This window comes from Streptomyces sp. JLSY215, assembly GCF_059682825.1.
The window spans coordinates 2307634-2333684 of record NZ_CM185022.1 but is presented as its reverse complement, the minus strand read 5'-3'; the positions used below and the strand labels follow the sequence as shown (position 1 = coordinate 2333684).

The window sequence follows — 26051 nt, the reverse complement described above, 5'->3', positions numbered from 1 at the left end:
ACCGTGAACGGTCTGTCGACAGTCTTCATCCTCCTCGGCCTCTTCCTCCTGGGCGGCGTCTACTCCTTCTGGAAGCAGCAGCTGCCCAAGAGCATCATCACCGTGCTCGCCCTCGGCTCCGCGATGTGCCTGGCCGCGGGCGTGCTCCGGCTGGAGGTGTGGAATTGACCGCCGCATCCCGCAAGAAGGTCGTCGTCTTCGACTACGGCTTCGGCAACATCCGCTCCGCCGAGCGCGCCCTGGCGCACGTCGGCGCGGACGTCGAGATCACCCGTGACTACGACACCGCCATGAACGCCGACGGCCTCCTCGTCCCCGGCGTCGGCGCCTTCGCCTCCTGCATGCAGGGGCTCAAGGACGCCCGCGGCGACTGGATCGTCGGCCGCCGGCTGTCCGGCGGCCGCCCCGTCATGGGCATCTGCGTCGGCATGCAGATCCTCTTCGCCCGCGGCATCGAGCACGGCGTCGAGACCGAGGGCCTGGACGAATGGCCCGGCACGGTCGGCCCGCTCAAGGCCGACGTCGTCCCGCACATGGGATGGAACACCGTCGACGCCCCTGAGGGGTCGCGGCTCTTCGCCGGCCGGCCCGACGACGCGCGCTACTACTTCGTGCACTCCTACGCGGTGCACGACTGGGAGCTGGAGATCGGCAACCCCGCCCTCACCGCGCCGAAGGTCACCTGGGCCACGCACGGTGAGCGGTTCGTGGCCGCCGTCGAGAACGGCCCGCTGTGGGCCACGCAGTTCCACCCCGAGAAGTCCGGCGACGCCGGTGCCCAGCTCCTGACCAACTGGATCGAAACGCTGTGAGTGCTGTGAACAAGCTTGAACTGCTGCCCGCCGTCGACGTCCGCGACGGCCAGGCCGTGCGCCTGGTGCACGGCGAGTCCGGCTCCGAGACCTCCTACGGCGACCCGCTCCAGGCGGCCCTCGCCTGGCAGCGGGCCGGCGCCGAATGGCTGCACCTCGTCGACCTCGACGCCGCCTTCGGCACCGGCGACAACCGCACGCAGATCGCCGAGGTCGCGCGCTCCATGGACATCAAGGTCGAGCTGTCCGGCGGCATCCGCGACGACGACTCCCTCGCCGCCGCCCTCGCCACCGGCTGCACCCGCGTCAACATCGGCACCGCGGCCCTGGAGAACCCCGACTGGGTCGCCAAGATCATCGCCGAGCACGGCGAGAAGATCGCGGTCGGCCTGGACGTCCGCGGCACGACGCTGCGCGGCCGCGGCTGGACCCGCGACGGCGGCGACCTCTACGAGACGCTGACCCGCCTGGACTCCGAGGGCTGCGCCCGCTACGTCGTCACCGACATCAACAAGGACGGCACCCTCCAGGGCCCCAACCTGGAGCTGCTGCGGAACGTCTGCAAGGCCACCGACCGCCCGGTGGTGGCCTCCGGCGGCGTTTCCTCCCTCGATGACCTGCGGGCACTTGCGACCCTGGTGCCGGAAGGTGTCGAGGGCGCCATCGTCGGCAAGGCGCTCTACGCAAAGGCCTTCACCCTCGAAGAGGCCCTGGCAGCAGTGTCGTAGCCGCGTCGTGGCGGCGCGTACGGAAAGGCGGCGTGATGACCATCGAGCGCGTACGGACCGACAGCCCCTGGGAAGCGACCATCGGATATGCGCGCGCCGTGGCGGCCGGCGACCGCGTCCTGGTCGCCGGCACGATGCCACTGGTCAACGGCGTACTCCAGGGCGAGGGCGACCCGTACGAACAGACCAGGGCCGCCTTCGCCAACGCGCTGGCGGCCCTGAAGCCCTTCGGGCTCGACGCCGCCGCCGTCCTGCGCACCCGGATGTATCTGACCCATCTGCGCGATGTGGACGCGGCCGCCCGCGCCCACAAGGAGATCTTCGACGCCGCTCCGCCCGCCACGACCCTGGTCGTGGTCTCCGGCTTCGTCGACTCCCGCGTCCTGGTGGAAGTAGAGCTGGAAGCCTTCCGAGAGGTCCCACAGCCCTCGGACCCCACACCCTTCAGAGAGGCCTGAACAGCAATGACCCTGGCGGTCCGCGTCATCCCTTGCCTGGACGTCGATAACGGCCGGGTCGTCAAGGGCGTCAATTTCCAGAACCTGCGCGATGCGGGCGACCCCGTCGAAATGGCCAAGATCTACGGGGACGAGGGCGCCGACGAGCTGACCTTCCTCGACATCACCGCCTCCTCCGGCAACCGCGAGACCACCTACGACGTGGTCCGCCGCACCGCCGAGCAGGTCTTCATCCCGCTCACCGTCGGCGGCGGCGTCCGCACCACCGAGGACGTCGACAAGCTGCTGCGCGCGGGCGCCGACAAGGTCGGCGTGAACACCGCCGCCATCGCCCGCCCCGACCTGATCCGCGAGATCGCCGAACGCTTCGGCAGCCAGGTCCTGGTCCTCTCGGTCGACGCCCGCCGTACGGCATCGGGCTCCTTCGAGGTCACCACGCACGGCGGCCGCCGCTCCGCCGGCATCGACGCCGTCGAATGGGCGCACCGCGCCGCCGAACTCGGCGCCGGCGAGATCCTGCTCAACTCCATGGACGCCGACGGCACCAAGGACGGCTACGACGTCGAGATGATCGAGGCCGTCCGCAAGCACGTCACCATCCCGGTCATCGCCTCCGGCGGCGCCGGCAAGCTGGACCACTTCGCCCCCGCGGTGGCGGCGGGCGCGGACGCGGTGCTGGCCGCCTCCGTCTTCCACTTCGGCGATCTGCGGATCGGGGACGTCAAGGGCGCCCTGCGGGACGCGGGTCACCCGGTGCGCTAGGTCCGGAACGGCAATACGGCAAAACGGCAACAGGGGGCGCCACCGCACCGCGGTGACGCCCCCCTGTTGCCGTCGGCCCCTTACCCCCGCTTGCGCGCCGCCCGGACGAACTCGCGGTTCATCCTGGTGATGCTGAACAGCGGAATGCCCTTGGGGCAGGCCGTGGCGCACTCGCCGGCGAGCGTGCAGCCGCCGAAGCCTTCGTCGTCCATCTGCCCGACCATGTCCACCACACGCGACTCGCGTTCCGGCGAGCCCTGCGGCAGCACATTGAGATGGTTGACCTTCGCCGAGGTGAACAGCATCGCCGAGCCGTTGGGGCAGGCCGCCACGCAGGCCCCGCAGCCGATGCACTCGGCGTGCTCGAAGGCGGCGTCGGCGGTCGGCTTGGGCACGGCGGTGGCGTGCGCCTCGGGGGCGGCGCCGGTGGGGGCGGTGATGTAGCCGCCGGACTGGATGATCCGGTCGAAGGCGGAACGGTCCACCACCAGGTCCTTGACGACCGGGAACGCCGACGCCCGCCAGGGCTCGATGTCGATCGTGTCGCCGTCGGAGAACGCCCGCATGTGCAGCTGGCAGGTCGTGGTCCGCTCCGGGCCGTGCGCATCGCCGTTGATGACGAGGCTGCACGCACCGCAGATCCCCTCGCGGCAGTCGTGGTCAAAGGCGACCGGGTCCTCACCGCCGAGGATCAGCGACTCGTTGAGGGTGTCGAGCATCTCCAGGAACGACATGTCCGGGGAGATGCCGTCCACCTCGTACGTGGACATGGTGCCCGGGGCATCGGCGTTCTTCTGACGCCAGACGCGCAGGGTGAGGGACATCGTGGCTGCGGGGGTCGCCCCCCGGGAGACGGCGGTCATGCGTAGCTCCGCTGGGTGGGGTGGACGTACTCGAAGAGGAGGTCTTCCTTGTGGAGGGTGGGAGCGCCGCCGGTGGCGGTGCTGTGCTCTCCCGGGGGACGACCCCCGGACCCCCCGTGTTCCCAGGCGGCCACGTACGAGAACTCCTCGTCGCGGCGGGCGGCCTCGCCGTCCGGGGTCTGGGACTCCGTGCGGAAGTGGCCGCCGCAGGACTCCGCCCGGTGCAGCGCGTCGAGGCACATCAGCTCCGCGAGCTCCAGGTAGTCCACGACGCGGTTGGCCTTCTCCAGCGACTGGTTGAACTCCTCGCCGGTGCCCGGGACCTTGATCCGCCGCCAGAACTCCTCGCGGATCCCCGGAATCCGCTCGAGGGCCTTGCGCAGCCCCTCGTCGGTACGGGCCATCCCGCAGTACTCCCACATGAGTTCACCGATCTCGCGGTGGAAGGAGTCGGGCGTACGGTCCCCGTCCACGGCCAGCAGCCTGGCGAGCCGCTCCTCGGTCTCCCGCACGGCCGCCACCGCCTCCGGATGACCGGCGTCGACCTCGTCCTTGTGCGGATGGCGGGCGAGATAGTCGTTGATCGTCGAGGGCAGCACGAAGTAGCCGTCGGCCAGGCCCTGCATCAGGGCGGAGGCGCCGAGGCGGTTGGCGCCGTGGTCGGAGAAGTTGGCCTCCCCGATCGCGAACAGGCCGGGGACGGTGGTCTGGAGGTCGTAGTCGACCCACAGACCGCCCATCGTGTAGTGCACGGCCGGGTAGATCCGCATCGGGACCTCGTACGGGTCCTCATCGGTGATCCGGGCGTACATGTCGAAGAGATTGCCGTACTTCGCCTCGACGGCCTTGCGGCCCATCCGCGCGATGGCATCCGCGAAGTCGAGGTAGACGCCCTGGCCGCCGGGGCCGACCCCGCGCCCCTCGTCGCACACGTTCTTCGCCGCCCGGGATGCGATGTCACGCGGCACCAGGTTGCCGAAGGAGGGGTAGATGCGCTCCAGGTAGTAGTCGCGCTCGTCCTCGGGAATGTCCTTCGGCGACCGCGCGTCGCCCTTGGCCTTCGGCACCCAGATGCGGCCGTCGTTGCGCAGCGACTCGCTCATCAGCGTCAGCTTGGACTGGTGGTCGCCGGTGCGCGGGATGCAGGTCGGGTGGATCTGGGTGAAGCAGGGGTTGGCGAAGTACGCGCCGCGCCGGTGCGCCCGCCAGACGGCGGTCGCATTGGAGTTCATGGCGTTGGTGGAGAGGTAGAAGACGTTGCCGTAGCCGCCGGAGGCCAGCACCACCGCATCGGCGAAGTAGGTGTCGATCTTCCCGGTGATCAGGTCGCGGGCGACGATCCCGCGGGCCCGCCCGTCCACCACGATCAGGTCCAGCATCTCGGTACGCGGATGCATCTCGACGGTGCCGGCGGCTATCTGCCGCGACAGCGCCTGGTAGGCGCCGAGCAGCAGCTGCTGACCCGTCTGGCCGCGGGCGTAGAACGTACGGGAGACCTGCACGCCGCCGAACGAGCGGGTGTCGAGCAGCCCGCCGTACTCGCGGGCGAACGGCACACCCTGCGCCACACACTGGTCGATGATCTCCACGGAGACCTGCGCCAGCCGGTGCACATTGGACTCGCGCGCCCGGAAGTCGCCGCCCTTGACGGTGTCGTAGAACAGCCGGTGGATGGAGTCGCCGTCGTTGCGGTAGTTCTTGGCGGCGTTGATGCCGCCCTGCGCGGCGATGGAGTGGGCCCGGCGCGGCGAGTCCTGGTAGCAGAACTGCACGACGTGATAGCCCTGTTCGGCGAGCGTGGCGCCCGCCGCGCCGCCCGCCAGGCCGGTGCCGACGACGATCACGGTGTGCTTGCGCCGGTTGGCCGGGTTGACCAGCTTCGCCTCGAAGCGGCGGGTGTCCCAGCGCTCGGCTATCGGGCCCTTGGGGGCCTTGGTGTCGACGACCGGGGCGCCGGTCGCGTAGTCGGTGTATGCGGTCACGTCAGCTCACCAATCCGGTCATGACGGCGACGGGTACGGAGATGAAACCCGCCGTCAGCAGCAGCGCGAGGACGGTGGCGGTGGTCTTCAGCACGCGGTCCCGGGCGGCGCTGCCGGCACCGAGGGTCTGCGCGGCGCTCCAGAAGCCGTGCCGGATGTGCAGGCCCAGCGCGAGCATCGCGACGATGTAGATCACATCGCCGTACCAGGTGGAGAAGGTCGCGACGACGTTCGCGTACGGGTGGCCGGCCTCGGCGTGCGGGTTCACCGTCAGCGTCGTCAGGTCCAGGATGTGCCAGACGATGAACAGGCCGAGGATGATGCCGCCCCAGCGCATCGTGCGGGTGGCGTAGGAGGCGCGCTTCCGCTTGTGCGCGTACTTCACGGGACGGGCGGCGATATCGCGGCGGCTGAGCTGGTACGCCGCCACCGCATGCGTCACCACGGCCACGACCAGCACCACCCGCGCGATCCACAGGAACCACTCGTGGTGCAGGAACGGCTCGCCGATGGTGCGCAGCCAGGCGGCGTACGCGTCGAAGTCCCCGGCCCCGAAGAAGATCTTGAGGTTGCCCAGCATGTGGACGACCAGATACAGCAGCATCACGATGCCGCTGACGGCCATGGCCGTCTTCTTGCCGACGGTCGAGCCCCACAGGAGGGCCGCGAAGGACGGCCGTCGGTCCGTCCGAGTGTCCAGTGCTGCCATGAGTCCCGACGGTAGGGACGTATCCGGCCATCAGTCCAAGACATGCTCCGGCTCATCTCCATAGGCCAGAACTATCGCTGCCTTATATTCCCCTTATGCAGCTGCAACAGCTCCGCTACTTCACGGCCGTCGCGGACACCCGCCACTTCACCCGCGCCGCCGAGCGCGAACACGTCGCCCAGCCCTCCCTCTCCCAGCAGATCCGGGCCCTGGAACGGGAGTTGGGCGCCGAACTCTTCCACCGCGCCCGCGGCCACATCACCCTCACCGACGCGGGCGAGACCCTGCTGCCGCTGGCCCGCCGCATCCTCGCCGACACCGAGACCGCCCGCCGCGAGGTCCAGGAGGTCGCCCAGCTCCGCCGCGGCCGGCTCCGCCTCGGCGCCCCGCCCAGCCTCTGCGCCAGCCTCGTCCCGGACGTGCTGAGCGCCTTCCACGCCACCTACCCGGGCGTCGATCTGATCGTCACCGAGGACGGCTCCCAGGACCTCGTCCGCGCCCTGGCCGACGGCGCACTCGACCTCGCCCTGATCATCACCCCGCTGCCGGTCCAGGCCCCCGCGCTGACCACCTCCGACCTGCTGCGGGAGGAGCTCGTCGTGGTCTCCGCCCCCGACCGCCCCGCCCCGGTGGCCGGCCGCCGCACCCGCATCCGCGTCGAAGATCTCCGCGGCCGCCCCCTGGCGATGTTCCGCCGCGGCTACGACCTGCGGGAATTCACCACCGCGGCCTGCCGGGCGGCTGGCTTCGAGCCCACCTTCACCGTCGAGGGCGGCGAGATGGACGCCGTCCTCGGATTCGTCCGGGCGGGGCTGGGCATCGCCGTCGTCCCGAGCATGGTCGCCGAACGCTCCGGACTGCGCGTCACCCGCTTCGCCACCCCCGGCATGCACCGCGTCGTCTCGGTGGCCCACCGCGGCGATGTCTCCCCGCCCCGCGCCGCCCGCGAACTGGAGCGGATCCTCCTGGCACACCTCGGCCTCGGGGCGCCCTGAGGATCCCGCCGCTAGACCCCCAGCTGCTTCGCCGACCGCAGTTGCTCCACCGCGTCCTTGTCCCCGTCGAGCTCCACATCGGCCACCGCCTGCCGGCCGAACGCGAACATCGTCAGCTCACCCGGCTGCCCGGTGACCGTCACCACCGGCGTGCCCTTGTGCGCCACCGCCGTCTGCCCGTCCGGCCGCCGCAGCACCAGCCCGACCGGCGCCTTGCGCCCCAGCACCCGCGCCATCTTCTCGATCCGCGACCACAGCGCATCGGAGAAGACCGGGTCCAGCTCCCGGGGGGTCCAGTCCGGCTGCGCCCGCCGCACGTCCTCGGCGTGGACGAAGAACTCCACGGTGTTGGACGCCTCGTCGATCTGCTTCAGGGCGAACGGCGAGAACCGCGGCGGCCCCGTCCGGATCAGCTGGATCAGTTCCTCGTACGGCTTGGCCGCGAACTCCGCCTGCACCCGCTCCAGCCGCGGGGCCAGCGGCTTGACGAGAATCCCGCCCGCCGCGTCCGCGCGCCGCTCGCGCACCACCACATGCGCGGCCAGATCCCGCGCCGTCCAGTTCTCGCACAGCGTCGGCGCCTCCGGTCCCGCGCTCTCCAACAGATCGGCGAGAAGGAGCCGTTCACGCTTCGCATGGGTCGACATACGGCCACCCTACGACCGCGGCCCCCGCACTGCCACGGCGCCGCACTCAGCGCCCCCGGGCCAGCACCACCAGCACCACCGCGACCGCCACCGCGGCCAGGAACACCGACACCAGCACCCGCACCGCGACCCGCGCCGCCCGGTCCGGGTCCGGCGGCGGGGGCGGCGGCGACGGCGGCGGGGACGGCGGAGGCATAGGAGCAGAATGCCGTACCCGGCGGATGCCCCGCCCCGCACGGCGGCCCGGGACGGCGCGGGGCGCCCCGGCGGCGGCAGGCACAATAGGAATCATGAGCAGCCGCGTCACCGCCTCCGCACTGGACCCCGCCATCGCCGCCCGCCTCAAGCGCGCCGCCGACGGCCTGGTCCCCGCCATCGCCCAGCAGTACGACACCGGCGAGGTGCTGATGCTCGGCTGGATGGACGACGAGGCGCTGCACCGCACGCTCACCACCGGGCGCGGCACGTACTGGTCGCGCAGCCGCCAGGAGTACTGGGTCAAGGGCGACACGTCCGGGCACTTCCAGCACGTCAGGTCCGTGGCCCTGGACTGCGACGCCGACACCATCCTGGTGAAGGTCGACCAGATCGGCGCGGCCTGCCACACCGGCGACCGCACCTGCTTCGACGCGGACGTCCTGCTCACCCGGGACTGACCCGGCGACGGGCCCGGCCAGGGGCCCGGCCAAGGGCCCGGCACAAGGGGCGGCCGGGCCATCCGTGGATCATCAGGCGGACGTGCCCCGCGTACCGCACCGAGCACCACTAGGATCCGACGCCATGACCACGGGAACCACCGGCACCGCGACTCCGGGCCTCGAGAACTTCCGCACCCTCGCGAAGGACCGCCGGGTCATCCCGGTCACCCGGCGCCTGCTCGCCGACGGCGACACCCCGGTCGGCCTCTACCGCAAACTCGCCGCCGAACGCCCCGGCACCTTCCTCCTCGAATCCGCGGAGAACGGCCGCACGTGGTCGCGGTACTCCTTCATCGGCGTCCGCAGCGCCGCGACGCTCACCACCCGCGACGGACAGGCCCACTGGCTGGGCACCCCGCCCGTCGGCGTACCCACCGACGGCGACCCCCTGGACGTGCTGCGGACCACCGTCGAGGCGCTGCACACCCCGCACGACCTGGTCGAGGGCGCGGGCCTGCCGCCGTTCACCGGCGGCATGGTCGGCTACCTCGGGTACGACATCGTGCGCCGCCTGGAGAAGATCGGCGACAGCACCGAGGACGAGCTGAAGCTGCCCGAGCTGACCATGCTGCTCACCTCCGACCTCGCGGTCCTCGACCACTGGAACGGCACGGTCCTGCTGATCGCCAACGCGATCAACCACAACGACCTCGAGACCGGCGTCGACGAGGCGTACGCGGACGCGGTGGCCCGCCTCGACGCCATGGCCGACGACCTGGCCCGGCCCGCGCCCGCCGGCGCCGCCGCGCTGCCGCCGTCCGAGGTGCCGTCGTACACCGCCAAGTGGGGCGGCCCCGCCTTCCAGGACGCCGTGGAGGACATCAAGGAGCGCATCCGGGCCGGCGAGGCCTTCCAGGTGGTGCCCTCGCAGCGCTTCGAAACCCCTTGTGCGGCAAGCGCGTTGGACGTCTACCGCGTGCTGCGGGCCACCAACCCCAGCCCCTACATGTACCTCTTCCGCTTCGAGGGGGCGGACGGCGAGGCCTTCGACGTCGTGGGGTCCAGCCCCGAGGCGCTGGTGAAGGTCGAGGGGGGCCGGGCGATGGTGCATCCGATCGCCGGGACGCGGCCGCGCGGCTCATCCGTCCAGGAGGACCAGGCCCTCGCCGACGAGCTGATGGCCGACCCCAAGGAGCGCGCCGAGCACCTGATGCTGGTCGACCTGGGCCGCAACGACCTGGGCCGGGTCTGCGAACCCGGCAGCGTCGAGGTCGTCGACTTCATGTCCGTCGAGCGCTACAGCCACGTCATGCACATCGTCTCGACGGTGACGGGCACGGTCGCCGAGGGCCGTACCGCCTTCGACGTCCTGACGGCCTGCTTCCCGGCCGGGACCCTCTCCGGGGCGCCCAAGCCGCGCGCCATGCAGATCATCGAGGAGCTGGAGCCGACGAAGCGCGGCCTGTACGGCGGCTGCGTCGGCTACCTGGACTTCGCCGGGGACTCCGACACCGCCATCGCGATCCGTACGGCGCTGCTGCGCGACGGCACCGCCTACGTCCAGGCGGGCGCCGGAATCGTCGCCGACTCCGACCCGCTCGCCGAGGACACCGAGTGCCGGAACAAGGCGGCGGCGGTGCTGCGGGCCGTGCACACCGCCAACCACCTGGGCAAGTAGCCCGCCGCACCCCCGCGCGCCGGGCGCCGTCGACGGGTGCGCGATAGTGGTACGCGTGAGTGCCGTACCCCAGCCCCGTACAGACGCCGCGCCCGCGCCCGCGCCGGCGGTCGCGCCCCCCGGCGCCAGGCGAAGCCTCGCCCTCGCGCTGGCGGCCGGCGCGGCCGGCGCCGGGCTGACGCTGTTCGCCGCCGGCCGGACCTGGGCCACCGGCAGCGCCGTCCTGGCCCAGGGCGCGCTGCCGCGCAGCGTGACCGGCAACGACGTGACCGGCGTGCCCGGCGCGCTGGCCGTCGTCGGCCTCGCCGCGCTGGTCGCCGTCTTCGCGGTCCGCCGGGCCGGCCGGATCGCGGTCTCCGCACTGCTCGCGCTCAGCGGCCTGGGCATCGCCGTCGCCGCCGCGCTCGGCAACGCCGACACCGCGGCGCTGCGCGAGAAGGCCTCCACCGCGGTCGGTCTGGCCGGCACCGATGTGCATCACATCACGCACACCCCCTGGCCGTGGGCGACCGCGGCCGGCGGTCTGCTGGTGCTGACCGCCGGACTGCTCGCCCTGCTCCGCGGCCGCCACTGGCCCGCAATGTCGGGGCGGTACGAGCGCACGCCGGACGGCGCCCGCGGTCCGCGGCGCGCGCCCGCGCCCCCGGACCTGGACCGTCCGGAGGAGATCTGGAAGTCCCTGGACCGGGGCGAGGACCCCACCCGGTAACGGTGCCTGCCCCGGCATCGGTGACAATGGACGACGATTACCGCGCCCGGACCCCGGCGCGAGAGAGCAACGAGGAGCACTCATGTCGAGCAGTGGCCACGGACACACCCCCGCCGCCTGGACCGGCGTCATCATCTCGTTCATCGGCTTCTGCGTCGCCGGTGCCTTCATCGTGCTGGCGAACGTCCCCGGCTTCTGGGCGGGCATCGCCCTGATCGGCCTGGGTGCCCTGGCCGGCGGCCTGATGAAGATGGCCGGCATGGGTTCCGAGCCCAAGCGCTCGGCCAAGGTGCGCCCCGCGGCCCAGGCCCAGCCGCAGGAGAGCTGACCACCGCTCCCGCCCCCTCGCGGTACCTCCGAAGGCGTCGCTTCCCGGCCCGTACGCACCCCTGGTGCCGTACCCCGCCGTCCGTGTCCACCCCGTACGGCGGCCGAGAAGCTGCGCCTTCGCGCATGCGGCGGCACCATGGGCACCGTGACCGATCCCGTGGCCGGATCCCGGATGACGGGCGGACTGCCGCGACGGCTCGCGGCGCCGCTGGGCGGCGTCGCGGCCGTCGCCGCCGCCTTCGCGCTGGTCGGCGCCGTCGACCCGAACGAGCCCGGCCACTACCCCGTCTGCCCGCTGCGGCACCTCACCGGCCTTTCCTGTCCGGCCTGCGGGGGCCTGCGCAGCGCCTACGCCGTCGCACACGGCGACCTCGGCGCCGCCCTGCACGCCAATGCGCTCGCGGTGGCCGGCTACGCCGTTCTCGCGGTCCTGGCGGGGCGCTGGCTGCTGCGCGCGGCCCGCGGCCGCCGCACGGCGGGACCGCAGCTGCGGGCCGTCCACTGGTGGGCGCTCGGCGGCCTGCTGCTGGCCTTCACGGTCGTACGCAACCTCCCCTTCGGCGCGGGCCTGACGCCATGACCGGGCGCGCGCACGGCGGCAGCCGGATTCCGGCCGATGTCCAGGTGGTGGGACCACCGTCAACCGGATGCGAAACCTGCGCCCCATGGCGGATACCATCGGAGTGCCTGATGGGACGGCACCTCGTACGGCAGGTCGTATCAGGGGGCGCCGTCCACCCCCACCGTTCTAGAAGGAGGCCGCTCGCGTGAGTGTGCTCGACGAGATCATCGACGGAGTCCGCGCCGACCTCGCAGAGCGGCAGGCCCACGTCAGCCTCGACGAGCTCAAGGAGCGGGCCCAGAAGGCGCGGCCGGCCAAGGACGGCGTGGCGGCCCTCAAGGGCGAAAGCGTCACGGTGATCTGCGAGGTCAAGCGCTCCAGCCCGTCCAAGGGTGCGCTCGCCGCGATCGCCGACCCGGCCGGGCTCGCCGCCGACTACGAGGCGGGCGGTGCGGCCGTCATCTCCGTGCTGACCGAGCAGCGCCGGTTCGGCGGCTCGCTGGCCGACCTGGAGGCGGTCCGCGCCAAGGTCGACATCCCCGTCCTGCGCAAGGACTTCATCGTCACCGCCTACCAGCTGTGGGAGGCCCGCGCGTACGGCGCCGACCTGGCGCTGCTGATCGTCTCCGCGCTGGAGCAGGAGGCGCTGGTCTCGCTCATCGAGCGGGCCGAGTCGATCGGCCTGACGCCGCTGGTCGAGGTGCACGACGAGGAGGAGGTCGCCCGCGCGGTGGACGCCGGCGCCCGGATCATCGGCGTCAACGCCCGCGATCTGAAGACCCTCGAGGTCGACCGCGGCAACTTCGCCCGGGTCGCTCCCGAGATCCCCGACCACATCGTCAAGATCGCCGAGTCCGGGGTGCGCGGTCCGCACGACCTGATCGCCTACGCCAATGACGGCGCGGACGCCGTCCTGGTCGGCGAGTCCCTGGTCACCGGCAAGAACCCCAGGACCGCGGTCGCCGACCTGGTAGCCGCGGGCTCCCACCCGGCGATCCGCCACGGCCGGTCCTGAGCGCCGGGACGGGACGACACACGCCATGACCGCCACCGCCGCAGGCATCCGCCGCCCGGCCCGGGGAGTACACCCGGGCCCGGCCGGTGTGCGCGCCGCGGCGGGGGCCGCCCGCGTTCCGCACCCGGCGCTGGGCCGTGGCTGCCGGCCGCGGGGCTGCCGGGCGCCCGCGCGGCGGGTGCACGGACGGCGGGTCAGGTATCACATCGGATCCGAGCCGGGACAGATCAACGGCAGGCGATGGCGACCGGAGCGGACCGCGCGCTGACGCGTCGCCCCTCCTTGCCACGGAACACCCTCATGCGTTCCGTGGCGGCAGCGACCCCTTGTCGTGCGCGCCGCCTACCGTGATCTCTCAGTTTCCCGTTTCGCATATTCCGACATAACCGGATTCCCGGGGCGAGTGCCCCGGTCTAGGAGTGCGTCAGATGTCCTCCGAGTTCTTCATTCCCGACCCCGAGGGTCAGGTGCCCAGCCCCGCAGGCTATTTCGGTGCCTTCGGCGGCAAGTTCATCCCCGAGGCGCTGGTCGCCGCGGTCGACGAGGTCGCCGCGGAGTACGAGAAGGCCAAGGCGGACCCCGCGTTCGCGGCCGAGCTCGACGACCTGCTGGTCAACTACACCGGGCGCCCCAGCGCGCTCACCGAGGTACCGCGGTTCGCCGAACACGCGGGCGGGGCCCGGGTGTTCCTCAAGCGCGAGGATCTCAACCACACCGGCTCACACAAGATCAACAACGTGCTGGGCCAGGCGCTGCTCACCAAGCGCATGGGCAAGACCCGGGTCATCGCCGAGACCGGCGCCGGCCAGCACGGCGTCGCCACCGCCACCGCCTGCGCCCTCTTCGGCCTCGAATGCACCATCTACATGGGCGAGATCGACACCCAGCGCCAGGCGCTCAACGTCGCCCGGATGCGGATGCTCGGCGCCGACGTCATCGCCGTGAAGTCCGGCAGCCGCACCCTCAAGGACGCCATCAACGAGGCGTTCCGCGACTGGGTCGCCAACGTCGACCGCACCCACTACCTCTTCGGTACGGTCGCCGGCCCGCACCCCTTCCCCGCCCTGGTCCGCGACTTCCACCGGGTCATCGGCGTCGAGGCCAAGCGGCAGATCCTGGAGCGCGCGGGCCGCCTGCCGGACGCCGCCATCGCCTGCGTCGGCGGCGGCTCCAACGCCATCGGCCTCTTCCACGCCTTCCTCTCCGACGCGGACGTCCGCCTGATCGGCTGCGAGCCGGGCGGCCACGGCGTCGAGAGCGGCGAGCACGCGGCCACCCTCACCGAGGGCACCCCCGGCATCCTGCACGGCTCGCGGTCGTACGTCCTGCAGGACGAGGACGGCCAGATCACCGAGCCGTACTCGATCTCGGCCGGCCTGGACTACCCCGGCATCGGCCCCGAGCACGCCTACCTCAAGGACACCGGCCGCGCCGAGTACCGCGCGGTCACCGACGACGAGGCGATGCGCGCACTGCGGCTGCTGTCGCAGACCGAGGGCATCATCCCGGCCATCGAGAGCGCCCATGCGCTGGCCGGCGCCCTGGAGGTCGGCCGCGAACTGGGCCCCGACGGCCTGCTGCTGGTCAACCTGTCGGGCCGCGGCGACAAGGACATGGACACCGCCGCCCGCTACTTCGGGCTGTACGACGACGAGGGCGGCGCCGATGTGAACGGCGCGGTCCGGCCCATGGGCGAGGGGGAGAAGTGATGGCGGGCAACGTGGAACTCCTGAACTCGGTACTGGCCCAGGCCCGCACCGAAAGCCGCGCGGCCCTCGTCGGCTACCTCCCGGCCGGCTTCCCGACCGTCGACGGCGGCGTACGGGCGATGACCGAGATGTTGGACGGCGGCTGCGACATCGTCGAGGTCGGCCTGCCGCACAGCGACCCGGTCCTGGACGGGCCGGTGATCCAGACCGCCGACGACATCGCGCTGCGCGGCGGCGTCAAGATCGTCGACGTCATCCGCACGGTCCGCGACGTGCACGCCGCCACCGGCGCGCCGGTGCTGTGCATGACCTACTGGAACCCCGTCGACGCCTACGGCGTGGAGCGGTTCGCCGCCGACCTCGCCGAGGCGGGCGGCGCGGGCTGCATCCTGCCGGACCTGCCGGTCGAGGAGTCCGAGGTGTGGCGCAAGGCCGCCGAGCAGCACGGGCTGGCCACCGTCTTCGTGGTCGCGCCGAGCAGCCGGGACGAGCGGCTGGCCAAGATCACCGCGGCCGGCAGCGGCTTCGTCTACGCGGCATCCCTGATGGGCGTCACCGGCACCCGCGCCTCGGTCGGCCGCGAGGCCGAGGAGCTGGTGGAGCGCACCCGCGCCACCACCGACCTGCCGGTGTGCGTCGGCCTCGGCGTCTCCAACGCCGAACAGGCCGCCGAGGTCGCCCAGTTCTCCGACGGCGTGATCGTCGGCTCGGCGTTCGTCAAGCGCCTGCTGGCCGCGGACGGCGACCTTGACGCCGGTCTGACCGGCGTCCGGGCGCTGGCGGGCGAGCTGGCAGAGGGCGTACGCCGGCGCGCGTAGGACCGTCCGCCCGTCGAGGATGTCCCTCGATAGGGCGAACATCGGTGCGGAGGGGTGCGACGGTGCCCCTCCGCTTCGTTGTCCAGTGGCGTGAACCAGAAGAATCATGATGCAAAGGGCAGCGCCCGCGAGCGGCTGCAGGCACAGCGGGCGAAGGAGCAGGCACGCGCCCGCCGGAGCCGCCAGGCGATCGTCGCCGGATCGGTGGTGGCGGCGCTGGCCCTCGCCGGCGGTATCGCCGTCTGGGCCTCGACCGCCGGTGGCGGCGGCAGCAGCAGCGACAACGAAACCGCCCGCCCCAAGCAGGCCAGCGGCGGCGACCGGCCCGCCGTCCCGGTGGGCGCGCCGGACGCCCCCTCCACCCTCACGGTGTGGGAGGACTTCCGCTGCCCCGCCTGCCGGCAGTTCGAGATCGGCTTCCGCCCGGTCCTCCACGAGCTGGAGGACGCCGGCCAGCTCAAGATCGAGTACCACCTCGCCACGATCATCGACGGCAACACCGGCGGCAAGGGCTCCCTGGCCGCCGCCAACGCCGCTCTCTGCGCCCAGGACGCCGGCCGGTTCCGCGACTACCACGACGTCCTCTACGCGAACCAGCCGCCGGAGCCGCAGGACAGGTTCGCCGACAAGAAGTACCTGCTCCAGCTCGCCGGGAAGGTGAAGGGACTGCCGTCCGCCGCCTTCACCAAGTGCGTCGACGACGGCCGTTACGAAGGCTTCGTCCGGAAGTCCAACAAGGCCTTCACGACCTCCGGATACGGCGGCACCCCCACCGTCCTCCTCAACGGCAAGGACCTCTCCAAGGAGAAGGGCGGCCGGCTCACGGCGACGGACTTCAAGAAGTTGGTGCTGGAGGCCAACAAGGGGAAGCAGCCGGGGAAGCAGCAATCACCGCAGTCACCGCAGTCACCGCAGTCGCCGCAGAAGCCGCAGCCGAGCGCCTCGCCGTCGTAGCGCGGGTGCCCGGGAGGCCGGGCACGCACCGTCACGGCGTGATACGCCAGGGTCGTTACGGAGCCGTTGCCGGGTGTGGTTGTCGCCGACCCCGCCCGGCGCGGTAGCGTCGACCCTGCCATGGACCTCGCATTCATTCCCAGCCCGTCGACCGGTGTCGTCTATCTCGGCCCGATCCCGCTGCGCGGCTACGCATTCTGCATCATCATCGGCGTCTTCGTCGGCGTCTGGCTCGGCAACAAGCGCTGGATCCAGCGCGGCGGCCGCTCCGGAACCGTCGCGGACATCGCGGTTTGGGCCGTGCCCTTCGGGCTGGTCGGCGGACGCCTCTACCACGTCATCACGACGTACGAGCCGTACTTCGGCCCCGACGGACACCCCCTCGACGCCTTCAAGGTGTGGCAGGGCGGCCTCGGTATCTGGGGCGCGGTCGCGCTCGGCGCGGTGGGCGCCTGGATCGGCTGCCGCCGCCGCGGTATCCCGCTGCCCGCCTACGCCGACGCGCTGGCACCGGGCCTGGCCATCGGGCAGGCGATCGGCCGCTGGGGCAACTGGTTCAACCAGGAGCTCTACGGCAAGCCCACCGATGTGCCCTGGGCGCTGAAGATCAGCTCCGACCCGGAGATCGGCCGCATCGGCGGCACCTACCACCCGACCTTCCTGTACGAGTGCCTGTGGTGCCTGGGCGTCGCGGCCCTGGTGATCTGGGCCGACAAGCGCTTCCGGCTCGGCCACGGACGGGCCTTCGCGCTGTATGTCGCCGCGTACTGCGCGGGCCGGGCCTGGATCGAGTACATGCGGGTCGACGAGGCGCACCACATCCTGGGCCTGCGGCTGAACGTCTGGACCGCGCTGATCGTCTTCGTCCTGGCCGTCGTCTACCTGGTGGTCTCGGCCAGGCTGCGGCCGGGCCGGGAAGCGGTCGTGGAGCCGGGCGCGCAGACCGCGGAGGACGCGGAGGACGAGGGCGCGGACGATGCCACGTCCAAGGGCGCGGACGACGCCACGTCCGATGCCGAGGACGGCGCCAAGGTGTCCATCGAGAAGGCGGGCGGGGCGAAGAAGGAGGAGGCGGCGGCCGAGTCCGACGCCGACGCCGAGCCCGCGGCCGAGTCCGAGGTGACGCCCGATGCGAAGGCAGCGGCCGAGTCCGAGGCCGGGGACGCCGAGGAGCCGGCGAAGGGCAAGAGCGACGACGCGAAGTCCGCGGACGCCGCGGACGCGCCGGCCGGGAGCGGTGGCTCGAAGAAGTCCTGAGGCGGCCGACGGCCGCCACCGGCGCCGGGCGGACCCGACACGTACGACACGTATCGGGTCCGCCCGGCGCTTTGTCGTACCAGGACCAGGACGACGACTGCGGGGCCGGTCGCTCAGCGGCACCGTCCGGCCAGCGCAAGCACCCGCCGCGCCCCCGCCACCACCGCCGCGTCCACGAACCGGCCGTCCGGCAGCGCCAGCGCCCCCGCCGCGGTGGCGGCGGCGCCGACCACCTCCTGTGCCGCCTCGATCTCCGCCGCCGACGGAAGATAGGCCGCCTCGATGACCGGCAGCTGGCGCGGATGGATCGCCGCCCGGCCCCAGAAGCCCAGGTCCCGGCCGTGCGCACAGGTGGCGGCCAGGCCCTCGGTGTCGCGTACGTCCGGATGGACCGACTGCGGCGGCGCCGCCAGACCGGCCGCGCGGGCCGCGACCACCGCCCGGCTGCGCGGCCAGGCCAGCCCCGCCTCGTCCCGTACGCCCAGTTCCGCGCGCAGGTCCGCCTCGCCGAGGGCGAGGCCGCGCAGCGTGGGGTGCGCGGTGGCGATGGCGTAGGCCCGCTCGATGCCGAGGGCGGATTCGAGCAGGGCGTGCAGCGCGGGCCGGGCCGGCCGGGAGCCGTCGGCCGCCCAGGCCGCGGCGCGGCGGACCTCGTCCGGGCCCTGCACCTTGGGCAGCCGCAGTCCGGCCAGGCCCGGCAGCCCGGCCAGGGTGCGGATCTCGGTCTCGGCGAGCGGGCCGTCCAGGGCGTTGACGCGGACGTGCAGGGGAGGGGCGGTGCCGGGCGCCGGGTCGGCGAGCAGCTCGGCGGTGGCGCGCAGCGCGTAGTCCTTACGGTCCCCGGCGACCGCGTCCTCCAGGTCGATCACGATCACATCCGCCCCGCAGCCGAGCGCCTTGGCGACCACATCCGGCCGGTCACCGGGCACATACAGCCAGGTCAGGGGAGGGGAGGAGGCCGCGGGCTCCGGTGGTGGGGTCATAGCGCGCCCGCCTCCCGCAGGCCGGCGATCTCGGGCCCGGTCAGGCCGAGCCCGGCCAGCACCTCCTCGGTGTCCGCGCCGTGCGGGCGGCCCGCCCAGTGGATGGCGCCGGGGGTCTCGGAGAGCCGGAAGAGGACGTTTTGCATCCGTACGGTGCCGAGCTCGTCGTCCGGGACCTCGGTGACCGATTCCAGGGCCCGGTACTGCGGGTCCGCCAGGACATCGCGGATGTCGTGGACCGGGGCGATGGCCGCCTCGGCCCGCTCGAAGGCGGCGAGGACCTCGTCCCGGCCGTGCCGGGCGATCCAGCCGCCGACCGCCGCATCCAGCTCGTCGGCGTGCCGGGCGCGGCCCTCGCCGGTCGTGAACCAGGGCTCGTCGATCAGCTCCGGCCGGCCGACCAGCCGCATCACGCGCTCCGCGATGGACTGCGCCGAGGCGGAGACCGCCACCCAGGAGCCGTCGGCGGTGCGGTAGGTGTTGCGGGGGGCGTTGTTGGTGGAGCGGTTGCCGGTGCGCGGCTGGACATGGCCGAGCTGGTCGTACCAGAGGGGGTGCGGGCCGAGCACGGTCAGCATCGGCTCGATGATCGCCATGTCGATGACCTGGCCCCGGCCGGTGGTGTGCCGGCCGCGCAGCGCGGCCATCACGGCGTACGCGGTGGTGAGGGCGGCGACGGAGTCGGCGAGGCCGAACGGCGGAAGCGTCGGCGGCCCGTCCGGCTCCCCGGTGAGCGCGGCGAAACCGCTCATCGCCTCGGCCAGGGTGCCGAATCCGGGGCGCCGGGCGTACGGGCCGAACTGCCCGAAGGCGGTGACCCGGGCGAGGACCAGGCGGGGGTTGGCGGCGGAGAGTTCGGGCCAGCCCAGGCCCCATTTCTCCAGGGTGCCGGGGCGGAAGTTCTCGATGACGACGTCCGCGTCGGCGGCGAGCCGCAGCAGGACGTCCCGGCCGCCGGGCCGCGACAGGTCGAGGGTCATCGTCTTCTTGTTGCGGCCCAGCAGCTTCCACCACAGGCCCACGCCGTCCTTGGCGGGCCCGTGTCCGCGTGCGGGGTCGGGCCGCCGGGGATGCTCGACCTTGATCACCTCGGCGCCGAAGTCCCCGAGCATGGTGGCGGCGAGCGGCCCGGCGAACAGCGTCGCGAGATCGAGGACGCGCAGCCCGGCGAGGGGGCCCGACGGGCCGGGGGGCGGGGCCGCCTGCTCGTACAGGGCGGTGAGGGACGGGTCGGTCATGGTGCGGGCCTCCGGTCGGTCGGGGGGCGGTGTGCCGCGGCCGGTGCGGACGGTGCGGCCAGCGCGGCGGTGCGCCGGGCGAGGGCGTCGAAGCCGATGCCGTCCAGGCCGCCGACGCTGGTGGCGAGCCGGTTGCGCAGCGGCGCGGTCCAGCGCCGGGGGAGGGCGGCGGGGCGGCCGGCGAGCAGTCCGGCCAGCGATCCGGCGGTCGCGCCGTTGGAGTCGGTGTCCCAGCCGCCGGACACCGCACGGCAGATGGCGCCGGTGAAGTCGCCCTCCGCGTGGGTGAGCGCGGCGGCCAGCAGCGCGGCGTTCGGCACGGCGTGCACCCAGTGGTGGTGGCCGTACCGGCGGTGCAGCAGGTCGGCGACGGCCGTGAAACCGTCCGGCGTCCCGGTGGGTTCGTCCCGCGCCGCCGCGATCGCGAAGCGGACGGCCTCCGCGAGCCGGGACCGGCCGGGGATCACGGCGAGCCCGGCGCGCAGCGCACCGTGCACATCCGCGCGTCCGTCCGCCGCCCGCGCCACGGCCGCGGCGACGAACATCGCCCCGTACACCCCGTTCGCGGTATGGCTGAGCACGGCGTCCCGCCAGGCCCCCGCCGCCGCGGCCGCCGGGTCGCCCGGGTGGGTCCAGCCGTACACATCCGCGCGGATCCCGGCGCCGATCCACTCCCGGAACGGATTGCGGTACCGCGCGGTGGCGGGCGGCTCGATGCCGTCGAGGAGATTGCGGTACGCGATGCGCTCGGCGGTGAAGGTACGGCCGGCCGGCAGTTCCTCCAGCCACAGCCGTGCCACATCGGCGGTGGTGGCGTCATGACCGTGGCGTTCGAGCAGCAGCAGCCCGAGCAGCGGGTAGTTGAGGTCGTCGTCCTCGGGCATCCCGTTGATGTTCTCGGCGAGCGAGGTGGCCCGGCTGCGGCGGTTCCACGGGTAGCGGGCGGCCACCGCCGGATCCAGCCCGCGCTCGGTGAAGTACGAGGTCAGCGGCCAGTTCCCGGTGGCGCGGGCGAGCGCGCGGATGCCGTCGAGGGGCAGCTTCTCGACGGGCTTGCCGAGCAGACAGCCGGCCGCCCGGCCGAGCCAGGCGGCCTCCAGACGGAGCGTCAGATCACTGTGACGGATCGTCAACGCCGACCCCTGTGCGGGCCATTGCGCGCACGAGGCCCGGATCGCCGCCAGCTCCGTCGGCTCCCTCTCGTCCAACGGGCAGGGCAGCAGGGCGAGTTCGTCGAGCAGCGCCTCGGCGAGCGGGCGCAGCGACGGGTCCGCGGGTGCGGCGGAGGCGCCGGCCCGGTCCGGTGCCGGCGCGCCGCCCGCCGCCCGCCACCGCGCCTCGATCTCCCGGGCGTCCCGTCCGTCCTCGGCCGCCTGCCGCAGTTCGTGCCCGACCAGGTCCTCGGGCTGCACCCAGGTCACCCGGAGCGGGGGTGCGGCCACCGCCGTGCCCATGGTCAGCCCTCCGCGAGCGCCGCGAAGGCCCGCTCGTGGGCGCGGCGGCGGGTCCGGTCGCGGGCGAAGATCTCGCGGGTGACGGCGGCCAGCGCCGCTGCCGGGGCGCGCAGGTCGAGGCGGCTGGCGCGGGCGACCTCCGTGGCCCATTCGGCCGGTACGGCGGCGGCGCCGTGCAGCGCACCGGCGATCGCGCCGCTCATCGTGGCGATGGAGTCGCAGTCGCGGCCGTAGTTGACCGAGCCCAGGACCGTGCGGCGGAAGTCCCCCTCACAGGACAGCAGCATGCCCAGGGCGATGGGGAGTTCCTCGATGGCGTGCAGCCGGGAGGGGCGGCGGGCGCCCAGCGACGGGTTGCGGTAGTCGGGGCCGACGGTGTCGAAGGGGGCGACGGCCGCCCGCAGCGGCACCAGCGCGGACTCGTAGCCGGTGTAGAGCGTGGCCGCCTCGCACACCGCCTCGATCGCGGCGCGGGTGCCGTCCTTGGCGAGCCGCAGCGCATGGCCGATGACGGAGGCCACGGTGGCGTCCGGGACGAAGGCGGCGGCCACGGCGGCGGCGAAGACGCCCGCCGCCTCCCTGCCGTAGGAGGACTGGTGGGCGCCGGCGATGTCCAGCGCCTCGGCGTAGGCGCGGTCGGGATGGCCGGCGTTGACGATGCCGACCGGCGCCATGTACATCGCCGCCCCGCAGTTGACGATGTTGCCGACGCCCGCCTCGCGCGGGTCGATGTGCCCGTAGTGCAGCCGCGCCACGATCCACTTCTCGGCGAGGAAGATCCGCTGCAGCGGCAGCGCCTCGTCCTCCAGCTCGGGGATCCAGCGCGGGGTGCCGATCAGGTCCGGCACGAGGTGGTCGGCGATGTCGAAGGCGTCGAGGTGGTCGCGGACCTTCTCGTAGACCCGCACCAGCGCATGGGTCATCAGGGTGTCGTCGGTGACGTGGCCGTCGCCCTTGTGGTACGGGGCGATCGGGCGGGCGGTGCGCCAGTCCTCGTGGAACGGGCCGACGATGCCGGTGACCCGGCCGCCGTGCCGCGCCGTGATCTGCTCCGGCGTCCAGCCTTCGACCGGCCCGCCGAGGGCGTCGCCGACGGCGGCGCCGACCAGGCAGCCGGCCGCCCGGTCCTCCAGGGGGGCGGCGGCGCCGGTGGCCGTGGCCGCGGAAGGCGCCGCGGCCGGCTCCGGGGCGGTCTGCATCGTGTGGGTCATGGGGAGGTGCGTCCTTCCGCGGTGGATACGGCGGGGCCGTGCGGTGTGGTCAGGGGTGTGCTCAGCGGGGTCACCAGGGCCAGGGGGGCCGGCGCGGCAGGCGGGGCCGCCGGGGTCTCGGGCACGGCGTGGTGATGGTCCGTCAGCTCGGTTCCGGCGAGCAGGCCCGCCAGTTCGACGAGATCGGTGCCGGCCAGCCGGGGCAGGGCGCAGCCGGAGAGCACCCGGCAGGCGTCGCGCCAGGGGCGGGGCACCTCGCGGGCGCCGCCGAGCGCGCCGGTCAGCGCCCCGGCGAGGGCGGGCGCGGAGTCCGCGACGCGGGAGAGACAGGCGGCGGCCGGGACCGCCTCGGCGACCCGGCCGCCGCCCGCGAGGGCCAGCGCGAGCGCGACGGGGACGGTCTCGGCCGCGGCGATGCCGTAGCTGTAGACATGATCGACGATCTCGTGCTCCAGGACGGGCACCAGGGCGAAGGCCCCACCGGCGCGGACCGGCCGGTCGGCGGCCGCGGCCCGCGCGAGACCGACCGCGTGCAGGGCGTTGCGGCGGATCTCGGTGCCCTCGGGGAGCTGGCCGAGCGCGGCGTCCACGCAGTCGGCCACCGGCGCGCCGCCGAGCGCCGCCGCGAGGGCCGCGGCCATCGCGCGGGCGCCGTGCACCCCGTCGCCGTCCTGGGTGTAGCGCGCGTCGTACTCGGCCAGCCCGGCGGCCGCGGCCGGTTCGCCCGGATAGACGACCGCGAGGACGGCGGCCCGTACGCAGGCCGCGTCGTCGAAGTAGTGCGGGTTGTCGTGGCCGGTGGCGGGCGGCCGCAGTCCGGCGGCGAGATTGCCGAGCCCGGCCCGCACCGAGATCCGGGCGCGCAGCGGCAGCACCGCGGACTCCACCTCGGGTGCCCGGTCGGCGGCCGCGGCGATCTCGGCGGCCAGCGCGTTCCAGGCCAGGTCGAGGGCGGCCCGTATCCGCCGGTCCCGGCCCAGGTCGCTGAGGAGCGCACCGGCCGCCGTCAGCACCGACCCGGCGGTGAAGGCCGCCCATTCGGCGTCGTCGGACGGGCCCAGCCGCAGCGGTTCGGGCGGCTGGTTCAGGGCGATCGGCACCGGCAGGGTGGTGGTGGCGTTCTGCTCGGCGAAGGTGTCCAGCTCGCGGGTCAGCCGCCGGGTCCACTCGGGCATCCGGGCCGCCCGGTGCCGGGCCGCGGGCCAGCCGGCGGCGTCCCCGGAGGCCAGCCCGAGCAGCAGGCCCTCGATCCGGGCGCGGGCGTCGGGGCCGTTCATCCGGCGGCCGCCCCGGCCTCCGCGGGGGCGAGCAGGTCCGCGATGTCCAGCACGTGGTAGCCCGCCATCGAGGGCAGACAGCTGCCGCGGGCCGGGCCGATGGCGGCGGTCCAGGACTCGGGGATCGCGGCGGCACCGGCCAGCGCCCCCGCCAGGGCGCCCGCCACCGCCGCGGTGGTGTCGGCGTCGCGGCCCATGTTGACCGCGGTCAGCACCGACCCGGTGAAGTCCCCGCGGGCGGCGGCGAACGCCCCGAAGGCCAGCCCCACGGCCTCGGGGGCCAGATCCGTCCACGGGTAGCCGCCGACGACGACCGCGGAGCGCACCGCGCGTTCGGTGCCGAGCTGGGTGATGCCGGGGGAGTGCCGCGAGCGCTGGGCGGCGCCGACCGCGCGGCGCAGCGAGCGGGCGGTCCAGGAGTCCTCGGGGACGACGGAGAGCGCCGCGGCGATCACCGCGTCGGTGCTGGGGGTCCCGCCCGGACCCGGGCCCGTGGCAGGCCCCCGGGGGAGGGCGACCATGGCGGCCGCGACCCCGGCGGCCACCGCCTGGCCGCCGTAGATGCCCTCGCCGTCGTGGCTGACCGTGCCGTCGATGGCCACCAGCCGGGCGGCCTCGGCGGGGCGCCCGGCGGCGAACACCCCGAACGGCGCGGCGCGCATCGCCAGCCCGTCGCTCCAGGCGTGCCGGTGCTGCGCCGAGATCGGGGCCGCCAGGCCGCGGCGCAGGTTCTCCAGCGTCCCGCGCTCGCTGAAGCCCGCGCCGCGGAAGGGCCCCTCGTCGCGGTCGGCGATCCACTGGTGCCAGGCCGCCTCGACGTGGGCGACGGTCAGCGCCGAGCCGTGGGCGGCCAGCAGCAGCCCGGAGAAGATCGCGTACTCGGTGTCGTCGGTGCCGGCCGGATCGTCCTCGACATAGCCCTCGATACGGCCCCACCGGCGGCGGATCTGCGAGGGCTTCATGTTCTCCGCGGGCGCGCCGAGCGCATCGCCGACCGCCAGCCCGAGCAGCGCCCCGCGGGCCCGGTCCTGGCCGCCCGTCGGCGGCCGGCCGCCGCAGTCCGTCACCCGGCCGCCGCCCCCGGTGGCGGCTCCCCCGGGCGCCGCCCGGAGCAGCCCCCGGCGCGCCGCCCCGCGCCCGCCGGCGCCGGCCGTCGAGGGCGGGGGATCCGGTGCGCTCATGGGGTGCCCTTTCGTCGTGCGGGTCGGGGTGTATCCGTCCCACGCGAGGGCCCGCCTCTCTTGCCCGGGGCGGTCAGGTCACCCGGTCGACGGCACTTCCTGACGGTGCATCAACAACTTGTTTTGGAGAAAGCCGCAGGTCAGGGCGGTAAGTTCGGCCTTCCTTGCTAGCGGCGGAGGGTGATGGATGCATAACGTCGAGGTGTTGCAGGGGGAAGCGCCGCCATCGGCCCACACCTCGTGGAAGGGAGAGGTCCCTTTATGTCAGTCCTGGAGATCATGGACAGCGCGGCGCCGACGCATATCGCGCACCGTGACAACCACACCCACCGCGATGTCAACGGCGGATGGCTGCGCCCCGCAGTCTTCGGCGCGATGGACGGTCTGGTCTCGAACCTCGCCCTGATGACCGGTGTCGCCGGCGGCTCCCTCTCCCAGCAGACGATCGTCATCACCGGCCTGGCCGGGCTGGCCGCCGGTGCCTTCTCGATGGCCGCCGGCGAGTACACCTCCGTCGCCTCGCAGCGTGAGCTGGTGCAGGCCGAGCTGGACGTCGAGCGGGCCGAGCTGCGCAAGCACCCCGCGGACGAGCTGGAGGAGCTGGCGGCGCTGTACGAGTCCCGGGGCGTCGAGCCGGCGCTCGCCCGGCAGGTGGCCGAGCAGCTCTCCCGGGATCCCGAGCAGGCGCTGGAAATTCACGCGCGCGAAGAATTGGGAATTGACCCGTCCGACCTTCCTTCTCCCGCAGTAGCCGCCATTTCTTCCTTCGGATCATTTGCGTTGGGCGCGCTTTTGCCTGTCCTTCCCTATCTTCTGGGGGCTTCGGCCTTGTGGCCCGCGGTGCTGCTCGCGCTGTTCGGACTCTTCGCCTGCGGGGCGGTCGTGGCGCGGGTGACGGCGCGCTCGTGGTGGTTCAGCGGATTGCGCCAACTGGCCCTGGGCGGTGCCGCCGCAGGTGTGACGTACCTCCTGGGATCGGTGTTCGGAACCGTCGTAGGGTGACGAGCCCCGCGGGGCTTTGCATAATTAACGCGTTACCCAGCGGTTTCGGTTTGTTGACGGCCGGGCATAAGGCCCAGGC

At 73.4% G+C, this 26051-nt stretch carries 29 protein-coding genes; 18 read left to right on the top strand and 11 right to left on the bottom strand.

The window, feature by feature from the left end; translation table 11 throughout:
* The first annotated feature begins 3 nt into the window (after positions 1-3).
* Genes AC5677_RS10465 through hisF form a run of 5 tightly spaced genes read left to right on the top strand, consistent with a single transcriptional unit; the run spans position 4 to position 2760 of the window.
* Positions 4-168, top strand: a complete 165-nt coding sequence (locus tag AC5677_RS10465; RefSeq protein ID WP_497194744.1) for a CG2302 family histidine operon protein — start codon at positions 4-6, stop codon at positions 166-168.
* Positions 165-812, top strand: a complete 648-nt coding sequence (gene hisH, locus AC5677_RS10460) for an imidazole glycerol phosphate synthase subunit HisH (protein WP_497194743.1) — start codon at positions 165-167, stop codon at positions 810-812. The genes AC5677_RS10465 and hisH overlap by 4 nt, the downstream gene beginning before the upstream one ends.
* Positions 813-817: 5 nt before the next feature.
* A complete protein-coding gene (priA, locus tag AC5677_RS10455; protein WP_497194742.1) occupies positions 818-1540 on the top strand; it encodes a bifunctional 1-(5-phosphoribosyl)-5-((5-phosphoribosylamino)methylideneamino)imidazole-4-carboxamide isomerase/phosphoribosylanthranilate isomerase PriA in 723 nt (240 codons plus the stop codon).
* Between the two features lie 35 nt (positions 1541-1575).
* Positions 1576-1998, top strand: coding sequence for a Rid family hydrolase (locus AC5677_RS10450; protein ID WP_497194741.1), 423 nt, complete (start codon positions 1576-1578; stop codon positions 1996-1998).
* 6 nt (positions 1999-2004) lie between these two features.
* Positions 2005-2760, top strand: coding sequence for an imidazole glycerol phosphate synthase subunit HisF (hisF, locus tag AC5677_RS10445; RefSeq protein WP_497194740.1), 756 nt, complete (start codon positions 2005-2007; stop codon positions 2758-2760).
* Between the two features lie 80 nt (positions 2761-2840).
* Here the strand turns inward: hisF and AC5677_RS10440 are convergent, their stop codons facing one another.
* Genes AC5677_RS10440 through AC5677_RS10430 form a run of 3 tightly spaced genes read right to left on the bottom strand, consistent with a single transcriptional unit; the run spans position 2841 to position 6314 of the window.
* Positions 2841-3584, bottom strand: coding sequence for a succinate dehydrogenase/fumarate reductase iron-sulfur subunit (locus AC5677_RS10440; protein WP_497196574.1), 744 nt, complete (start codon positions 3582-3584; stop codon positions 2841-2843).
* Positions 3585-3619: 35 nt separating this feature from the next.
* Positions 3620-5605: a fumarate reductase/succinate dehydrogenase flavoprotein subunit gene (locus tag AC5677_RS10435; RefSeq protein ID WP_497194739.1), complete on the bottom strand. Its 1986-nt coding sequence runs from the start codon at positions 5603-5605 to the stop codon at positions 3620-3622.
* A gap of 1 nt (position 5606) precedes the next feature.
* Positions 5607-6314 (bottom strand): succinate dehydrogenase cytochrome b subunit, encoded by a 708-nt coding sequence (locus tag AC5677_RS10430; protein WP_497194738.1) that lies wholly within the window; start codon positions 6312-6314, stop codon positions 5607-5609.
* 95 nt (positions 6315-6409) lie between these two features.
* On the opposite strand from AC5677_RS10430, the gene AC5677_RS10425 reads away from it, so the two are divergent.
* Positions 6410-7309 carry a LysR family transcriptional regulator gene (locus AC5677_RS10425; protein ID WP_497194737.1) on the top strand — a complete coding sequence of 300 codons (900 nt, stop codon included), beginning with the start codon at positions 6410-6412 and terminating at the stop codon, positions 7307-7309.
* Positions 7310-7320: 11 nt separating this feature from the next.
* On the opposite strand, the gene AC5677_RS10420 is transcribed toward AC5677_RS10425, so the two are convergent.
* Both AC5677_RS10420 and AC5677_RS10415 read right to left on the bottom strand, forming a co-directional pair.
* Positions 7321-7956: a TIGR03085 family metal-binding protein gene (locus AC5677_RS10420; RefSeq protein WP_497194736.1), complete on the bottom strand. Its 636-nt coding sequence runs from the start codon at positions 7954-7956 to the stop codon at positions 7321-7323.
* A gap of 46 nt (positions 7957-8002) precedes the next feature.
* Complete coding sequence (locus tag AC5677_RS10415) at positions 8003-8152, bottom strand: hypothetical protein (RefSeq protein WP_497194735.1); 150 nt, start codon at positions 8150-8152, stop codon at positions 8003-8005.
* Positions 8153-8246: 94 nt separating this feature from the next.
* On the opposite strand from AC5677_RS10415, the gene hisI reads away from it, so the two are divergent.
* From hisI to lgt, 11 genes are all read left to right on the top strand, one after another.
* Positions 8247-8612, top strand: coding sequence for a phosphoribosyl-AMP cyclohydrolase (gene hisI, locus AC5677_RS10410; protein WP_497194734.1), 366 nt, complete (start codon positions 8247-8249; stop codon positions 8610-8612).
* A gap of 124 nt (positions 8613-8736) precedes the next feature.
* A complete protein-coding gene (locus AC5677_RS10405; protein ID WP_497194733.1) occupies positions 8737-10272 on the top strand; it encodes an anthranilate synthase component I in 1536 nt (511 codons plus the stop codon).
* Between the two features lie 55 nt (positions 10273-10327).
* A complete protein-coding gene (locus AC5677_RS10400; protein ID WP_497194732.1) occupies positions 10328-10981 on the top strand; it encodes a TIGR02234 family membrane protein in 654 nt (217 codons plus the stop codon).
* Between the two features lie 82 nt (positions 10982-11063).
* On the top strand, positions 11064-11309 hold the full coding sequence (locus AC5677_RS10395) for an HGxxPAAW family protein (RefSeq protein WP_497194731.1): 246 nt from the start codon (positions 11064-11066) through the stop codon (positions 11307-11309).
* Between the two features lie 138 nt (positions 11310-11447).
* Positions 11448-11891 carry a DUF2752 domain-containing protein gene (locus tag AC5677_RS10390; protein WP_497194730.1) on the top strand — a complete coding sequence of 148 codons (444 nt, stop codon included), beginning with the start codon at positions 11448-11450 and terminating at the stop codon, positions 11889-11891.
* Between the two features lie 187 nt (positions 11892-12078).
* Entirely contained in the window at positions 12079-12888 is an 810-nt protein-coding gene (gene trpC / locus AC5677_RS10385) for an indole-3-glycerol phosphate synthase TrpC (protein ID WP_497194729.1), read from the top strand.
* A gap of 25 nt (positions 12889-12913) precedes the next feature.
* A complete protein-coding gene (gene trpM, locus AC5677_RS10380) occupies positions 12914-13156 on the top strand; it encodes a tryptophan biosynthesis modulator TrpM (protein WP_403835080.1) in 243 nt (80 codons plus the stop codon).
* 160 nt (positions 13157-13316) lie between these two features.
* On the top strand, positions 13317-14597 hold the full coding sequence (trpB, locus tag AC5677_RS10375) for a tryptophan synthase subunit beta (RefSeq protein ID WP_497194728.1): 1281 nt from the start codon (positions 13317-13319) through the stop codon (positions 14595-14597).
* Positions 14597-15415 (top strand): tryptophan synthase subunit alpha, encoded by an 819-nt coding sequence (gene trpA, locus AC5677_RS10370; protein WP_497194727.1) that lies wholly within the window; start codon positions 14597-14599, stop codon positions 15413-15415. The genes trpB and trpA overlap by 1 nt, the downstream gene beginning before the upstream one ends.
* 90 nt (positions 15416-15505) lie before the next feature.
* Positions 15506-16369 (top strand): DsbA family protein, encoded by an 864-nt coding sequence (locus AC5677_RS10365; protein ID WP_497194726.1) that lies wholly within the window; start codon positions 15506-15508, stop codon positions 16367-16369.
* Positions 16370-16489: 120 nt separating this feature from the next.
* A complete protein-coding gene (gene lgt, locus AC5677_RS10360) occupies positions 16490-17626 on the top strand; it encodes a prolipoprotein diacylglyceryl transferase (protein ID WP_497194725.1) in 1137 nt (378 codons plus the stop codon).
* A gap of 113 nt (positions 17627-17739) precedes the next feature.
* On the opposite strand, the gene AC5677_RS10355 is transcribed toward lgt, so the two are convergent.
* Genes AC5677_RS10355 through AC5677_RS10330 form a run of 6 tightly spaced genes read right to left on the bottom strand, consistent with a single transcriptional unit; the run spans position 17740 to position 24799 of the window.
* Entirely contained in the window at positions 17740-18609 is an 870-nt protein-coding gene (locus AC5677_RS10355; RefSeq protein ID WP_497194724.1) for an HpcH/HpaI aldolase/citrate lyase family protein, read from the bottom strand.
* A complete protein-coding gene (locus tag AC5677_RS10350) occupies positions 18606-19847 on the bottom strand; it encodes a CaiB/BaiF CoA transferase family protein (protein WP_497194723.1) in 1242 nt (413 codons plus the stop codon). The genes AC5677_RS10355 and AC5677_RS10350 overlap by 4 nt, the downstream gene beginning before the upstream one ends.
* The gene (locus AC5677_RS10345) at positions 19844-21301 is read right to left on the bottom strand and encodes an ADP-ribosylglycohydrolase family protein (RefSeq protein ID WP_497194722.1); all 1458 of its coding nucleotides are present in this window, start codon (positions 21299-21301) and stop codon (positions 19844-19846) included. The genes AC5677_RS10350 and AC5677_RS10345 overlap by 4 nt, the downstream gene beginning before the upstream one ends.
* Before the next feature lie 2 nt (positions 21302-21303).
* The gene (locus AC5677_RS10340) at positions 21304-22512 is read right to left on the bottom strand and encodes an ADP-ribosylglycohydrolase family protein (protein WP_497194721.1); all 1209 of its coding nucleotides are present in this window, start codon (positions 22510-22512) and stop codon (positions 21304-21306) included.
* A complete protein-coding gene (locus AC5677_RS10335; RefSeq protein ID WP_497194720.1) occupies positions 22509-23789 on the bottom strand; it encodes an ADP-ribosylglycohydrolase family protein in 1281 nt (426 codons plus the stop codon). Before AC5677_RS10335 ends, AC5677_RS10340 begins: the two co-directional genes overlap by 4 nt.
* Positions 23786-24799, bottom strand: a complete 1014-nt coding sequence (locus tag AC5677_RS10330) for an ADP-ribosylglycohydrolase family protein (protein ID WP_497196573.1) — start codon at positions 24797-24799, stop codon at positions 23786-23788. Before AC5677_RS10330 ends, AC5677_RS10335 begins: the two co-directional genes overlap by 4 nt.
* 432 nt (positions 24800-25231) lie before the next feature.
* On the opposite strand from AC5677_RS10330, the gene AC5677_RS10325 reads away from it, so the two are divergent.
* Entirely contained in the window at positions 25232-25972 is a 741-nt protein-coding gene (locus AC5677_RS10325; protein ID WP_497194719.1) for a VIT1/CCC1 transporter family protein, read from the top strand.
* The last annotated feature ends 79 nt before the right edge of the window (positions 25973-26051 follow it).

Excerpts from the sequence above, each read along its gene's own strand:
- AC5677_RS10335 (WP_497194720.1), bottom strand. The coding sequence starts at position 23,789 with ATGAACGGCCCCGACGCCCGCGCCCGGATCGAGGGCCTGCTGCTCGGG.
- AC5677_RS10420 (WP_497194736.1), bottom strand. The coding sequence starts at position 7,956 with ATGTCGACCCATGCGAAGCGTGAACGGCTCCTTCTCGCCGATCTGTTG.
- trpB (WP_497194728.1), top strand. The coding sequence starts at position 13,317 with ATGTCCTCCGAGTTCTTCATTCCCGACCCCGAGGGTCAGGTGCCCAGC.
- hisI (WP_497194734.1), top strand. The coding sequence starts at position 8,247 with ATGAGCAGCCGCGTCACCGCCTCCGCACTGGACCCCGCCATCGCCGCC.
- AC5677_RS10415 (WP_497194735.1), bottom strand. The coding sequence starts at position 8,152 with ATGCCTCCGCCGTCCCCGCCGCCGTCGCCGCCGCCCCCGCCGCCGGAC.
- AC5677_RS10395 (WP_497194731.1), top strand. The coding sequence starts at position 11,064 with ATGTCGAGCAGTGGCCACGGACACACCCCCGCCGCCTGGACCGGCGTC.
- trpM (WP_403835080.1), top strand. The coding sequence starts at position 12,914 with ATGACCGCCACCGCCGCAGGCATCCGCCGCCCGGCCCGGGGAGTACAC.
- AC5677_RS10405 (WP_497194733.1), top strand. The coding sequence starts at position 8,737 with ATGACCACGGGAACCACCGGCACCGCGACTCCGGGCCTCGAGAACTTC.
- AC5677_RS10425 (WP_497194737.1), top strand. The coding sequence starts at position 6,410 with ATGCAGCTGCAACAGCTCCGCTACTTCACGGCCGTCGCGGACACCCGC.
- AC5677_RS10440 (WP_497196574.1), bottom strand. The coding sequence starts at position 3,584 with ATGTCCCTCACCCTGCGCGTCTGGCGTCAGAAGAACGCCGATGCCCCG.
- AC5677_RS10340 (WP_497194721.1), bottom strand. The coding sequence starts at position 22,512 with ATGACCCACACGATGCAGACCGCCCCGGAGCCGGCCGCGGCGCCTTCC.
- AC5677_RS10325 (WP_497194719.1), top strand. The coding sequence starts at position 25,232 with ATGTCAGTCCTGGAGATCATGGACAGCGCGGCGCCGACGCATATCGCG.
- lgt (WP_497194725.1), top strand. The coding sequence starts at position 16,490 with ATGGACCTCGCATTCATTCCCAGCCCGTCGACCGGTGTCGTCTATCTC.
- AC5677_RS10355 (WP_497194724.1), bottom strand. The coding sequence starts at position 18,609 with ATGACCCCACCACCGGAGCCCGCGGCCTCCTCCCCTCCCCTGACCTGG.
- AC5677_RS10450 (WP_497194741.1), top strand. The coding sequence starts at position 1,576 with ATGACCATCGAGCGCGTACGGACCGACAGCCCCTGGGAAGCGACCATC.
- AC5677_RS10350 (WP_497194723.1), bottom strand. The coding sequence starts at position 19,847 with ATGACCGACCCGTCCCTCACCGCCCTGTACGAGCAGGCGGCCCCGCCC.
- AC5677_RS10345 (WP_497194722.1), bottom strand. The coding sequence starts at position 21,301 with ATGGGCACGGCGGTGGCCGCACCCCCGCTCCGGGTGACCTGGGTGCAG.
- AC5677_RS10390 (WP_497194730.1), top strand. The coding sequence starts at position 11,448 with ATGGGCACCGTGACCGATCCCGTGGCCGGATCCCGGATGACGGGCGGA.
- trpA (WP_497194727.1), top strand. The coding sequence starts at position 14,597 with ATGGCGGGCAACGTGGAACTCCTGAACTCGGTACTGGCCCAGGCCCGC.
- hisF (WP_497194740.1), top strand. The coding sequence starts at position 2,005 with ATGACCCTGGCGGTCCGCGTCATCCCTTGCCTGGACGTCGATAACGGC.
- AC5677_RS10430 (WP_497194738.1), bottom strand. The coding sequence starts at position 6,314 with ATGGCAGCACTGGACACTCGGACGGACCGACGGCCGTCCTTCGCGGCC.